Source organism: Streptomyces sp. NBC_01013 (assembly GCF_045162765.1).
Taxonomy (GTDB): domain Bacteria; phylum Actinomycetota; class Actinomycetes; order Streptomycetales; family Streptomycetaceae; genus Streptomyces.
Genome location: NZ_CP108687.1, coordinates 2,144,328 through 2,156,683, shown reverse-complemented (window position 1 = coordinate 2,156,683; position 12,356 = coordinate 2,144,328). Strand labels below are relative to the sequence as shown.

The 12,356-nt window shown below is 72.6% G+C and carries 9 protein-coding genes; 4 read left to right on the top strand and 5 right to left on the bottom strand.

The features are described from left to right. Positions 1 to 148 precede the first annotated feature (148 nt). The gene (locus OG538_RS09140; RefSeq protein ID WP_406091925.1) at positions 149 to 3,814 is read left to right on the top strand and encodes a trypsin-like peptidase domain-containing protein; all 3,666 of its coding nucleotides are present in this window, start codon (positions 149 to 151) and stop codon (positions 3,812 to 3,814) included. A gap of 43 nt (positions 3,815 to 3,857) precedes the next feature. Further along, positions 3,858 to 4,811: a bifunctional riboflavin kinase/FAD synthetase gene (locus tag OG538_RS09135; RefSeq protein WP_406091923.1), complete on the top strand. Its 954-nt coding sequence runs from the start codon at positions 3,858 to 3,860 to the stop codon at positions 4,809 to 4,811. A 90-nt stretch (positions 4,812 to 4,901) separates the two neighbouring features. On the opposite strand, the gene OG538_RS09130 is transcribed toward OG538_RS09135, so the two are convergent. Beyond that, positions 4,902 to 6,266: an MFS transporter gene (locus tag OG538_RS09130; protein ID WP_406091921.1), complete on the bottom strand. Its 1,365-nt coding sequence runs from the start codon at positions 6,264 to 6,266 to the stop codon at positions 4,902 to 4,904. Between the two features lie 211 nt (positions 6,267 to 6,477). Between OG538_RS09130 and OG538_RS09125 the strand changes: the two genes are divergently transcribed. Beyond that, entirely contained in the window at positions 6,478 to 7,056 is a 579-nt protein-coding gene (locus OG538_RS09125; RefSeq protein WP_406091920.1) for a MarR family winged helix-turn-helix transcriptional regulator, read from the top strand. A gap of 78 nt (positions 7,057 to 7,134) precedes the next feature. After that, the gene (locus tag OG538_RS09120; RefSeq protein ID WP_406091918.1) at positions 7,135 to 8,244 is read left to right on the top strand and encodes an XdhC family protein; all 1,110 of its coding nucleotides are present in this window, start codon (positions 7,135 to 7,137) and stop codon (positions 8,242 to 8,244) included. A 46-nt stretch (positions 8,245 to 8,290) separates the two neighbouring features. On the opposite strand, the gene OG538_RS09115 is transcribed toward OG538_RS09120, so the two are convergent. Genes OG538_RS09115 through OG538_RS09100 form a run of 4 tightly spaced genes read right to left on the bottom strand, consistent with a single transcriptional unit; the run spans position 8,291 to position 12,355 of the window. Next, on the bottom strand, positions 8,291 to 9,292 hold the full coding sequence (locus OG538_RS09115) for an oligopeptide/dipeptide ABC transporter ATP-binding protein (RefSeq protein ID WP_406091916.1): 1,002 nt from the start codon (positions 9,290 to 9,292) through the stop codon (positions 8,291 to 8,293). Continuing rightward, positions 9,289 to 10,311, bottom strand: coding sequence for an ABC transporter ATP-binding protein (locus tag OG538_RS09110; RefSeq protein ID WP_406091914.1), 1,023 nt, complete (start codon positions 10,309 to 10,311; stop codon positions 9,289 to 9,291). Before OG538_RS09110 ends, OG538_RS09115 begins: the two co-directional genes overlap by 4 nt. Continuing rightward, a complete protein-coding gene (locus OG538_RS09105) occupies positions 10,308 to 11,276 on the bottom strand; it encodes an ABC transporter permease (RefSeq protein ID WP_406091912.1) in 969 nt (322 codons plus the stop codon). The genes OG538_RS09110 and OG538_RS09105 overlap by 4 nt, the downstream gene beginning before the upstream one ends. After that, positions 11,273 to 12,355: an ABC transporter permease gene (locus OG538_RS09100; RefSeq protein WP_406091910.1), complete on the bottom strand. Its 1,083-nt coding sequence runs from the start codon at positions 12,353 to 12,355 to the stop codon at positions 11,273 to 11,275. Before OG538_RS09100 ends, OG538_RS09105 begins: the two co-directional genes overlap by 4 nt. Between the last annotated feature and the right edge of the window lies 1 nt (position 12,356).

Below are 12,356 nucleotides of genomic sequence, written 5' to 3'. Positions count from 1 at the left end.
CGCTCCACGACCCCCCACTGGAGTCTGTCCGGCGAACGCCACCGATTCACCCCAACGGGCAGGCGCTCGGAGTGAATCGGGGGTGCAAACAGGGCGCTTTTACCCCGATCGCTACGCGCGCCGATCACCGCCGTCCTAACGTCGGATCATGGGATGCGGGGACCGGGCGAGGCTGGTACGACTGTGCGATCCGGCGGGCCGGCCGCGGGGGACGGGCTTCGTCGCGGACGACCGGGGCACGGTCGTGACCAGTCACGAAGCGGTCGACGGCCTCTCGTACCTCCTGTTGCACGGTTCGGACGGCCGAAGCTGCCGCGTCGAGGCCCCTGACATCACCGCCCTGCCGGAACTGGACCTCGCGCTCCTGCCCACCGGCGGGCCGGACACGCTCGGTGTGCCGCCCCTTCCGATCGCCCCGCGGGAGCGGATCGACGCCGGTACGTATGTGACGATCGCCGCGCACGGCTGGCGCGAGGCGCGCGTCCTCGGCGCAACCTCGGTGGCGTACACCGCCGGCGGCCGCACCCACACGATCGGTGCGCTGGAACTGGCCCTCGGTACGGATGGCAGCGACGCGATCCGGCTCGGCGGCGCGGCCGTGGGCGGGCCCGTCCTGGACCCGGAGACCGGGGCCGTCCTCGCCGTCCTGGGCACCGCCCTGCGCACCGGGCACGCCGCCGCCGGATGCGCGGTGCCCCTGACGGGCCCGGGCCGGGACGGCCGGCTGGGCGAGCTCCTGCGGCGCAACGCGACCGGGGTCCCCGGATTCGGAGTCGACCTGAACGCGGCGGGGGCGCTCCAGCTCACCGCCATGTCGGTCGGATCGGCGGGCGGCCCGAGCGCCTGGCCCGACCCGGTGGAACGGCCCGACGCCCTCGCGGAGTTCCACGCCTTCGCGGCGGCCGGCGGCGACCAGGGCGAAAGAGCACCTGCGGTGGTCCTGGGCCTGGTCGGAGCGCCGGGCACCGGACGCACCACCGAGCTGGCCGCGCTCGCCGCCCGGCGGGCCCGCGGTCCGGTGCCCGCGCTCACCCTGTGGCTGCGCGGCGCCGATCTGCTGGCCGACGACACCTCCATCGCCGACGCGATCGCCCGCACGCTCCGGCAGGCCGGGCGCATCGTCACGGCCGCCGGAGCCGTGGGGGACATGGCGTCCGCCACCCCGGAGCGGGTCGCCCAGCTGGCCGCGGACGCCGGCAGCCCGCTGCTCGTCCTGCTGGACGGCCCCGAGGAGATGCCGCCCGTCCTGGCGCACCGGCCGGCCGGGTGGACCGCGGCGACGGTCAACTGGCTGCGGGAGCACGATGCCCGACTGGTCGTCGCCTGCCGGCCCGAGCACTGGGAGACCGCCGGCGCCCTCTGCCCGCCCGGCACGCTGCACCGACCGGCCCGCCCCGCCAGGCGGCTCCCGTCAGCCCTCCGCATCGGCGACCTGACCGTGAGCCAGGCCGAACGGGCCCGCGAGCGGTACTCCCTCCCGCCCGACGCGCTCGCCGTCGGCCACGATCGGCACCCGCTCACGCTGCGGCTGCTCGCGGAAGTACGCGAGGCCCTGCCCACGGGCACGGAGGGCCGACCCGACACCGAAGAGGTCTTCGGCGCCCACCTGGACCTCATGTGCCTGCGCATCGCGGTCCGGATCGCCGCCCAGTGGCGGCCCGCGCCGCACGGCACGGCGGTGCGGCGGCTGGCGGCCCGGGTGGCGGGCCAGGTCCACGAGGCGGCCCGGCGCTGCCTGGGACCCGGGCAGGGCGAGCTGGACCGGGCCGCGTTCGAGGAGGTCTTCCCGTGGCGCACCGGCTGGGCGTCGGCGGTACTGACCGAGGGCCTGCTGGTCCCGGCGGGAGCCGGGTACCGGTTCGCGCACGAGGAGCTGGGGGACTGGATCCAGGGGGCCCATCTCGACCTGGACGCGGCACTGCGGGCGCTGGTGCACCGGTGGCACGCGGACGCCGCGGCCGGTTCGGCGGCGGACGGCCGGGCCCGGGTGCCACATCCCCGCCGAGCGGGCGGGCCGGCGGCTTCGGAGGCGCCCGCGCGGCAGCAGCCGCACAGCCTTCCCGTGCCGCGCCACCGGATCGGCCCGGTGATCCAGGCACTCCTCCTCCTGGGCCGCCGCCAGGGCCCGGCCGCGCTGGCCCACCGGCTGGCCGACCTGATCGAGGCGCTGGACCGGCTGTCGGCGGGGGACGTTGCTCACGCCTCCGGGGGCGCCCGGGGAGGCGAGGGCGGCAGCGGCGCGGCGTTCCCCGACGCGCGCTGGTGGAGCGTTCATCTGCTGTCCGAGACGCTGCTGAAGGTCCCCGACGCCCGGCCGCACCTCGGAGTGCTCCGGCTGCTCGCCGGACGCATCGTCCGCAGCTCGGCCGATGCCGGCGGTACCGGGGCGCGGGGCGCGTACGCCGAGTTCGGGCCGTGGTTCTGGCGGCGGCTGCGGCTGCCCGAGTCGGACCGGATGGATCTGTTCCGGCGGCTCGTCCCCGCCGACGGGCCACCCCGCGGCGAGAACGAGGGTGGTGGGCGGTTCCTGGACGCCGTGGCCCGCCGCCTCGCCGCCCATCCACGGGCGCTCCAGCCGCTCCTGTGCGCCTGGTTCACCGACGAGCGCCCGCTCGCGGCCGAGGAGGGTGTCGTCCCGCGGCCCACCGTCGCGGCGGCCGCGCAGGCCCTCCTCCACGCCCGCCGCGACCTCGCCGTGGACGATCTGACCGATGCGCTCGTCTCGTGCGGCCACCCGCGCGCCGACGAGTTGCTCGCCGCGCTGGCCGAGGACGAACCGGCGGCGCTCTGCCGGGCCGTCGAGCGGTGGTCACGCGACGACGACCGCCGGGCCCGCCGGATCGCGGCGGCCTCGTACGGAGCGCTCGTCGCCCCACAGCTGACCCGCGAAGCGGACCGTGTTCTGCTGCGCCGTGCCGCCCTCGCCCTGCTGGCCCGCCCCGCCGACGCCGATCTGCACGGGACCGTGCTCGCCCTGCTCGTGGCCGATCCGCAGACCCGGGACCGCTGTCTGCCGCAGGCCCTCCGAGCCTTCACCGCGAACGCCACCGGGCCGAAGGTGTCCGCCGCCGCCCTCGCCGTCGCGCTGCCCACCCATCCGGAGCCGGTGCTGGCCGCGTACCGCGAGCGGCTCGGGCGGCCCGGCGACGACGCGGGTGAGGTGCTTCGCGCGCTCGCCGGAATCGATGCTCCCGCGCTGGCCCTGCACACCGCCGGCCTCGTACGCGCCTATGTCGACAGTCACCCCGGTGACACCTCGCACGCCGCCGCGTACTTCGACCGCAGGCTGGAGCACGGGCCCGCCGCCCGGGCCCTGCTGCTGCCGCTGCTGACCGGACTGCTGCGGGACCGCCCGGCGCCCGCACCGGTGCGGGGGGCGCTCGCCGGGGTACTGGCCTCGCCCGGCAGCCCCGCGTCCCAGCAACTGCGGGACACCCTGCTGGAGGTGCTGCTGGACTTCGAGCAGGGCGGCGGCCACCGGGACCCCGTCGTGCTGGAAGCACTGCTGCGGGCCGCCGCGACCGGCTGTGCGGGACGGTCGCCGGCCCGCACCCGGGCCCTGGTGCACCGCATCGGGATGCTGCTGGTCCGTACCCCCGAAGGGGCCGCTCTGTTCGATCGCCGGCTGGTCGCACAGGCCCGTGAGGTGCCCGGGTTCGGCGCCCTGGTCATCGGGTGGCTGGCCGAGGCCCCGCAGGAGTGGGCGGCGGTCATCGGCCCCAGCGCGCGGCGGACCGTGGAGGCGCTCGGAGCCCCGATGACCATGCCGATGCAGGCCGCAGGGCGTGAGCATGGCAGTCTTAGACCTGCGTAAGAGACAGACCCACGTACACAGGTTCGGGCGAGGAGCGGTCAGAGTGCAGCGCTGGCGTGGCTTGGAGGACATCCCCCAGGACTGGGGACGCAGCGTCGTCACCATCGGCTCCTATGACGGGGTGCACCGCGGACACCAGCTGATCATCGGCAGGGCCGTCGAGCGGGCGCGCGAGCTGGGGGTGCCGTCGGTCGTCGTGACGTTCGACCCGCACCCCAGCGAGGTCGTCCGGCCCGGCAGCCATCCACCGCTGCTCGCCCCGCACCACCGTCGTGCCGAGCTCATGGCCGAACTCGGCGTGGACGCGGTGCTGATCCTGCCGTTCACCACCGAGTTCTCGAGGCTCGCTCCGGCCGACTTCATCGTGAAGGTGCTCGTCGACAAGCTGCACGCACAGCTCGTCATCGAGGGCCCCAACTTCCGGTTCGGTCACAAGGCCGCCGGAAACGTGCAGTTGCTCACCGAGCTCGGCGACACCTACGACTACCGCGTCGAGGTCATCGATCTCCGGGTGCGCGGTGAGGCGGGCGGTGGCGAGCCGTTCTCCTCGACCCTCACCCGGCGCCTGGTCGGCGAGGGGGACGTGGCCGGTGCCGCGGAGATCCTCGGCCGTCCGCACCGCGTCGAGGGCATCGTCGTCCGCGGCGCGCAGCGCGGCCGCGAACTCGGCTTCCCCACCGCGAACGTGGAGACCCTGCCGCACACCGCGATCCCCGCCGACGGCGTGTACGCGGGCTGGCTGCACGTGAACGGCGAGGCGATGCCTGCCGCGATCTCGGTCGGCACCAACCCGCAGTTCGACGGCACGGAGCGGACGGTGGAGGCGTATGCGATCGACCGCGTCGGCCTCGACCTGTACGGCCTGCACGTCGCCGTGGATTTCCTCGCGTACGTGCGCGGCATGCTGAAGTTCGACTCCATCGACGATCTGCTCGTGGCGATGGCCGCGGATGTGAAGCGGTGCAGCGAGCTGATCTCCGCGTACGACCGGGTCTGACGGCTCGCGCACCTCACCTCGCCCCAACGGCTCCGGCCGGGACCCGCGGTCACGCGGTCCCGGCCGGAGCCGTTGGAGTGCGGGTGCTGCTCAGCTGTTGAGTTCCTCCAGGGTCTTCCCCTTGGTCTCCACGGCGAACAGTGCGATCACCGCGCCCACCACCGCGACGCAGCCCAGCTGGGTGAAGACCATGGTCAGTCCGGCGCCCGAGCTGATGATCGCGCCGACCACGATCGGTCCGAGGATGACCCCGAGCCGGTTCCACACGCCGCCGAACGCCGCCCCGCGCGCCCGGCTCCGGGTCGGGTAGAGCTCAGGTGTGTAGAGGTAGAGGCTCACGTTGGTGGCGAAGACGAAGAGCGTGGAGACCGAGGCCCACGCCGCGACCTGGCCACCGGACGTGGCACCGGAGACGGCCAGCGAGAGCAGGGCGACGGCCGCCCCGCCGAGACCGACGGTCAGGGACACCCGCCGTCCCACCTTGTCGATGACGAGCGCGACCAGCAGACACCCGATCAGACCGGTCACATTGCTCAGCAGTGCGTAGTTGAGCGCGGTACGCAGATCGAGGCCGAACTCCTTGGTGTAGAGCGACGGCAGCCAGGTCGCGATGCCGTGGTTGACGTAGTACGCCACGAACCACAGCGCCGACACCACGACCGTGCGCCGCAGGTAGCGGCCCGTGAAGAGGTCCCGCAGCCCGCCCCGGGAGGTCTCGACGGCCGTCGCCGGGCCGGGTTCGGGGAGCGGGGCGCCGGTCGACTTCGCCACGTCCTTCTCGATCCGGGCGATGACCTGTTCGGCCTCGGTGACCCGGCCCCGGGAGAGCAGCCAGCGGGGTGACTCGGGCACCTGGCGTCGCAGGACGACGACGAGGAGGACGGGCAGGGCGCCGATCACGAACATCACCCGCCAGCCGAAGCTCGGCACCACCCAGCTCGCGACGAGTGTGGCCGTCGCGAGGCCGGCCGGGAAGATGAGTTCGTAGAGCAGTACGAACCGGCCGCGGTGCTCGGCCCGGGCGATCTCGTTGATGTACGTGGCGGCGACCGGCACGACACCGCCGATGCCGAGGCCCTGGACGAACCGGAACAGGGTGAACAGAGTGAAGCCGGGGGAGAACGCGACGGCGAGGCTCGCCAGCGCGGTCACGGCGACACCCAGGGCGACGGTGTTCACCCGGCCGATCCGGTCGCCGAGCCAGCCGGCGACGAGTGCGCCGAGCAGCATGCCGACGGAGCCGCTGGTGACGATCATCGTGCCCTGGCCGGTGCTCAGCTTCCACTGCTCGGTCAGGACGGGCAGCGCGGAGGCGGTCAGCAACTGGTCGAACGCCTCGAAGAACGTGACGGTACCGATCAGTGTGCGGACCTTGATGTGCCAGCGAGAGCTCGGCAGGCGTTCGAGTCTGGCCGAGACGGAGCTCACGGCGGGGCCGTTGGCCACGATTGACATGTGGATCCTTCCGCGAACAGGAGTTGCGGTGACCCTAGGAAGAAGTGCCTTAGCGGTCAATGACTAAGCACTTAAATGTTACGTGGATTGTTCCCGGCGAGGATCCGGAGGCGGACGCCGGTTGTATCGTGAAGACTTCACCGCCGCACCGTGCGCGGTGGGCCCGGAAGGAGGCACGGGGGGCGCGGCACGCACCGTCCTCCCATCGCACATGACTCGTAGAGCATCCGGCCGCCCCGACGCGGTCGACCTCGTCCTGGAACAGTGGAAGCGCGAACTCCCCACCCTGGACGCCTCGCCGATGGAGGTGCTCGGCCGGCTCCACCGCAGCTTCCTGCGGTACCAGGGGCTGCTGTCCGAACTCTTCGAATGCTTCGACCTGAACATGGCCTCATTCGATGTGTTGGCAGCTCTGCGCAGGTCAGGGCCCCCGTATCGACAGACGGCCGGTCAGCTGGCGGACATCGCGCTGGTCACCACGGGCGGCATCACGCTGCGGCTTGACCGCCTGGAGAAGGCCGGTCTGGTGACCCGGGAGCGTGATGCGAAGGACCGCAGGGTCGTGTACGCGTGCCTGACCGAGCGGGGAGTCGAGGTCGCCGACGTCGTCGCCGTCGCGCACTTCGCCAACGAGGAACGGATGCTCGCCGAACTCTCCGACGCCGAACGGCGCCGGCTGAGCCAGCTGCTCGGCAAGCTCGAACGCTCACTGGAGACGGCGGAACAGACTCCGCCGGACCGTGCCGCCCTGACGGCGTCCACACGACAGGATCAGGTGCATAATTCGTAGCACTCGCTATCTGAGTGCTCAGACTTCACCCCGGGGGTGCGTCGGGGCCGGTGTACCGGCCCGGAGGAGGTTCGTACCGTGCGTGAACTGCTGTCGGAGCTCCGCGCCTGGCACGAGGCGGGGACACCCTTCGCGCTGGCGACCGTCGTCTCCGTGCGCGGCAGCGCTCCCCGGGCGCCCGGGGCCATGATGGCCGTGACCGCCGACGGCACGGTGGCGGGCAGCGTCTCCGGGGGCTGCGTCGAGGGCGCGGTGTACGAAGTGGCCGGCGAGGTGCTCGCCACCGGCGCCCCACAGCTGCGGTCGTACGGGATCAGCGACGACGAGGCCTTCGGCGTGGGCCTGACCTGCGGCGGCACCATCGACGTCCTCGTCGCCCCCTTCGCCGCGGCGGCCGACAGAACCTGGCTCAGGGACGTGGGCGAAACCGTCGCACGCGGTGAACCCGTCGCGGTGGCCACTGTCCTCCCCGACGCCGCCCGCGCGGGCGCGCGACGAGTGGTTCGGGTGGACGGCGCGGAGGGATCGCTGGGCAACGAAGGGCTCGACGCGGCTGTCACCGACGACGCCCGGGGCTTGCTCGCCCAGGGCGCGACGGGCCGGCAGTGGTACGGAATCCGTGGCGAGCGCCGGATGCAGGACGTCTCCGTCTTCATCCAGACGTACGCGCCACCGCCCCGCATGATCGTCTTCGGCGCCATCGACCACGCGGCGGCGACCGCCCGCATCGGGTCCTTCCTCGGCTACCGGGTCACCGTGTGCGACGCCCGCCCGGCCTTCGCGACCCGCGAGCGCTTCCCCACCGCCGACGAGGTCGTCCGCGCCTGGCCGCACACCTATCTGTCGGAGACGGACGTCGACGCGCGCACCGTCCTGTGCGTACTCACGCACGACCCCAAGTTCGATGTGCCCCTGCTGGTCGCCGCACTGCGTACCCCGGCGGCCTACATCGGGGTGATGGGCAGCCGCCGCACCCACCACGACCGGCTGGCCCGGCTGCGGGACGAGGGCGTGAGCGAGGCCGACCTGGCGCGGCTCTCCTCACCGGTCGGGCTCGACCTCGGTGCCCGGACACCGGAGGAGACGGCCGTCTCGATCGCCGCGGAGATCATCCAGCAGCGCTGGGGCGGCACGGGACAGCCGCTCGGTGAACTGTCCGGCGCGATCCATCACCACGGACAGCGGTGACGGACAGGCCCCCGGAACCAGGGGCCCGCCGCCACCGCGGCACCCCCTACGCGGGCGCCACCGCCGCTGCGGTCGCGGCCGCCCAGTGGCACGCCACCTGGGTCTCCCCGCCACCCGCGAGAACCGGCAGGTCCTTCGTGCGGCAGGCATCGGCGACACCGGCCCGCTCCGCCTCACCCGAGGCCAGGACCTGGCAGCGCAGATGGAAGCGACAGCCGGACGGGACCTTGGACGGGTCCGGCGGCTCACCGGTCAGCACCACCGGTTCGCCCTCGGCCTCCGGCAGCACCGACAGCAGTGCCTGGGTATACGGATGCTGCGGAGCCGTGAGGATCTGCTCCACGTCCCCCGTCTCCACGATCCGGCCGAGATACATCACCGCCACCCGGTCCGCGATGTTCCACGCGAGGCCGAGGTCGTGCGTGACCACCAGTGCGGACAGGCCCAGTTCGTCCCGGAGCCGCAGCAGCAGCGCCAGGATCTCACCGCGCACCGAGGCGTCCAGGGAGGCCACCGGCTCGTCGGCGACGATGAGTTCCGGCTCCAGGACCAGAGCGCCCGCGATCACGACCCGCTGCCGCTGACCGCCCGACAACTCGTGCGGGTAGCGGAGGAAGAACCGCTCCGGAGGCCGCAGCCCCGCCCGCGACAGCGCATCGGCCACGGCCTTGCGCTCGTCGCCCGGGTACCGGTGGATCCGCAGACCCTCGGCCACCGCGTCGTACACCGTGTGCCGCGGGTTCAGCGAACCGCTGGGGTCCTGGAGCACCAGCTGGACCCGCTTGCGGTACGCCTTCAGCGCACGGCTCCCGTAGTCGAGCGGCTTCCCGCCGAAGGTGACCTGCCCGCCCGTCGGAGTGATCAGGCCCAGCAGGGAACGGGCCAGGGTCGTCTTGCCGCACCCCGACTCGCCGACCAGTGCGACGATCTCGCCCGGCCTGATGTCCAGGTCGACCCCGTCCACGGCACGGGCCGGCTCGGCGCCGTGCCTGCCGGGGAACGAGATGCGGAGATCCCGCGCACTGAGCAGGTCCGTGGTGGTGGTCATGATGTGCTCCTTGCTTCCTCGGCGCCCTGCTGTGCCGGGGCCCCCTCCGGCCCCACCAGCACGCAGGCGGCCTCCCGTCCCGGCCCCGCCGCCCGCAGCGCCGGGTCCTGCGTGGTGCAGGAGTCCAGGGCCACCGCGCAGCGCGGATGGAACGTGCAGCCGGCCGGCAGCGCCGACGGGTCGGGCGGGTCGCCCGGCAGCCCCCGGGGCGCGAACCGGGACGCCGGGTCCCCGATCCGCGGGAAGGCGCCCGACAGGGCCTTGCTGTACGGGTGGTGCGCCCGCTCGTAGACCTCCGACGCCGGACCCTGCTCCACGACCCGTCCCGCGTACATCACCGCGAGCCGGTCGCAGGTGTCCGAGAGCACCGCCAGGTCATGGCTGATCATGATCAGTCCGAGGTCCTGCTCGGAGACCAGCTGTTCGATCAACCGCAGGATCTGGGCCTGGATCATCACGTCGAGGGCTGTTGTCGGCTCGTCGGCGATGATCAGACCCGGGTCGCAGGCGAGCGCCATCGCGATCATCACGCGCTGCCGTTGTCCGCCCGAGAGCTCGTGCGGATAGGCGTCCCCCCGGGCGGCGGGCAGACCCACCTGCTCCAGCAGTTCACCCGCCCGCTTACGGGCTGCGGCCTGCGTCGTCTTCTTGTGCAGCACGATCGGCTCGGCGATCTGGTCGCCGATGCGGTGCACCGCGTTCAGCGAGTGCATCGCACCCTGGAAGACGATCGAGGCGCCCGCCCAGCGCACGGCCCTGACCTGACCCCACTTCATGGCGAGAACGTCCTCGCCGTTCAGCAGGATCTCGCCGGTGACCTTCGTGCCCGCAGGCAGCAGCCGCAGCAGCGCGAGCGCCAGCGTCGACTTCCCGCACCCCGACTCCCCGGCGATGCCGAGCTTCCTGCCCGCGTCGACCTCCAGGTTCACCCCGCGGACCGCCTGGACCCCTCCGGCGTACGTCACCGTCAGATCGCGTACCTCGAGAAGAGGCGTCTTGCGGATGCTCGTCGTGCTCAACGGGCCACCCCCAGCTTGGGATTGAGGACGGTCTCGATGGCGCGGCCGCACAGCGTGAACGCCAGGGCCACCAGCGCGATGGCGATGCCGGGCGGAGCCAGGTACCACCAGTCGCCCGCGCTCACCGCGCCGGCTTCGCGTGCGTCCTGGAGCATGCCGCCCCAGGAGGTGATGGTCGGGTCACCGAGACCGAGGAAGGCCAGGGTGGCCTCCGTGAGGATCGCGCTGGAGATCACCAGCGTGGTCTGGGCGAGGACCAGCGGCATCACGTTCGGCAGGACGTGCCGGACCATGATGTGTCCGTGCCCGCCGCCCAGCGCGCGGGCGCGCTCGATGTACGGGCGGGACTCCACGGCCAGGGTCTGCGCCCGCACCAGCCGCGCCGTCGTCGGCCAGGTCGTGACGCCGATCGCGATGATGACCGTCCACAGGGAGCGGTCCATCACGGTGGCGAGCGCGATCGCCAGGACCAGGGTCGGCATCACCAGGAACCAGTCGGTGACCCGCATCAGAACCGTCGAGTACCAGCCGCGGAAGTGCCCCGCCACGATCCCGACCACCGTACCGATGGCCACGCAGAGGAAGGCCGCGAGCAGCCCCACGGTCAGCGAGACGCGCGCCCCCCAGATCAGCAGGGCGAGGACGCTGCGGCCGAACTGGTCGGTGCCGAGCGGGAACTCGGCGCTCGGCGACTCCAGTGCGCCACCCGGAGCCTCGGTGACGCTCTGTGCGTCCGAGCCGGTCAGTACGGGCGCGCACACCGCGATCAGCGCGATCAGCACGAGCCCGCCGAGCCCCCACAGGCCACCCCGGTGGCTGCGGTACTCCCGCCAGAACCGGGCCAGGGAACGCCGCTTGCGGGCCCGGGCCAGCGCGCCCGGGCTCTTGGCCGCCTCGGGCCCGGACTCCTCGGGTGCGGGGGCTTCGGCTCCCGGCGTGGAGGCGGGCATGGATTCGGTCGTCATCGGCCCACCCGGGGATCGAGCAGCGGATACAGCAGATCGGCCAGGGTGTTCGCCAGGATCACCGCGGTGGCGAAGACGAAGAACAGCCCCTGGACGAGCGGAAGGTCGGGGACGCTCAGCCCTTGGTAGAAGAGCCCGCCGAGACCCGGCCAGGAGAACACGGTCTCCACCAGGATCTGTCCTGCGACCACATGGCCCAGGTTGACGAACATCAGCGTGAAGGTCGGGAGCATCGCGTTGGGGACGGCGTGCCGGCGGCGGACCGTGTCGTCGCGCAGCCCCTTCGCGCGTGCCGTCGTCAGGTAGTCGCTGCCCATCTCGTCCAGGAGCGAGGAGCGCATCACGAGGAGCGTCTGTGCGTAGCCGACCGCGACCAGGGTGATCACGGGGAGCACCATGTGGTGCGCGACATCGAGCACGTAGGCGAAGCCCGACTCGTTGCCCGACTCCAGGCCGCCGGTGGGGAACATGCCCGGGATCGGTCCGACGCCCACCGAGAAGACGATGATCAGGAGCAGGCCGAGCCAGAACGAGGGCACGGAGTAGAGCGTGAGCGCGAGCGCGGTGTTGAACCGGTCGCTCTTCGACCCGTTGCGCCATGCGGTACGGGTGCCGAGCCAGATGCCCAGCGCGCTGTAGAGGACGTACGCCGTGCCGGTGAGCAGCAGCGTCGCCGGGAGCGCCTCGGTGATCTTGTCCATGACCGGGGCGTGGTACTGGAAGGAGGTGCCGAAGTCGCCGGTGAGCGCGTCACCCACGTAGCTGGTGAACTGCTGCCACATCGGCTGGTCGAGGCCGAACTGGTGACGCAGCGAGTCGAGCTGCTCGGCCGACACGCGTCGCCCGCCGGTCATCTGCTTCACCGGGTCGCTGGGGATGAGCCGGAAGAGGAAGAAGCTCGTGACCAGTACGGCGAACAGCGAGACGGCCGCGCCGACGATCTTCGCGGCCACGTACTTCAGATAGGCCTGGGTGTTGCGCGCCCGTGGGCCGCGGGCGGCCGGAGGTGCGGCGGGAGCCGGACCGTCCGTGTCCGCGTCCGCCTGCTTCACGAGCGCCGGAGTGCTGTCAGCTGTCATG

What these genes read in the sequence shown, in the direction of transcription:
- OG538_RS09115 (WP_406091916.1), bottom strand. Translation starts at nt 9,292, where the DNA reads ATGACCACCACCACGGACCTGCTCAGTGCGCGGGATCTCCGCATCTCG.
- OG538_RS09100 (WP_406091910.1), bottom strand. Translation starts at nt 12,355, where the DNA reads ATGACAGCTGACAGCACTCCGGCGCTCGTGAAGCAGGCGGACGCGGAC.
- OG538_RS09140 (WP_406091925.1), top strand. Translation starts at nt 149, where the DNA reads ATGGGATGCGGGGACCGGGCGAGGCTGGTACGACTGTGCGATCCGGCG.
- OG538_RS09105 (WP_406091912.1), bottom strand. Translation starts at nt 11,276, where the DNA reads ATGACGACCGAATCCATGCCCGCCTCCACGCCGGGAGCCGAAGCCCCC.
- OG538_RS09125 (WP_406091920.1), top strand. Translation starts at nt 6,478, where the DNA reads ATGACTCGTAGAGCATCCGGCCGCCCCGACGCGGTCGACCTCGTCCTG.
- OG538_RS09130 (WP_406091921.1), bottom strand. Translation starts at nt 6,266, where the DNA reads ATGTCAATCGTGGCCAACGGCCCCGCCGTGAGCTCCGTCTCGGCCAGA.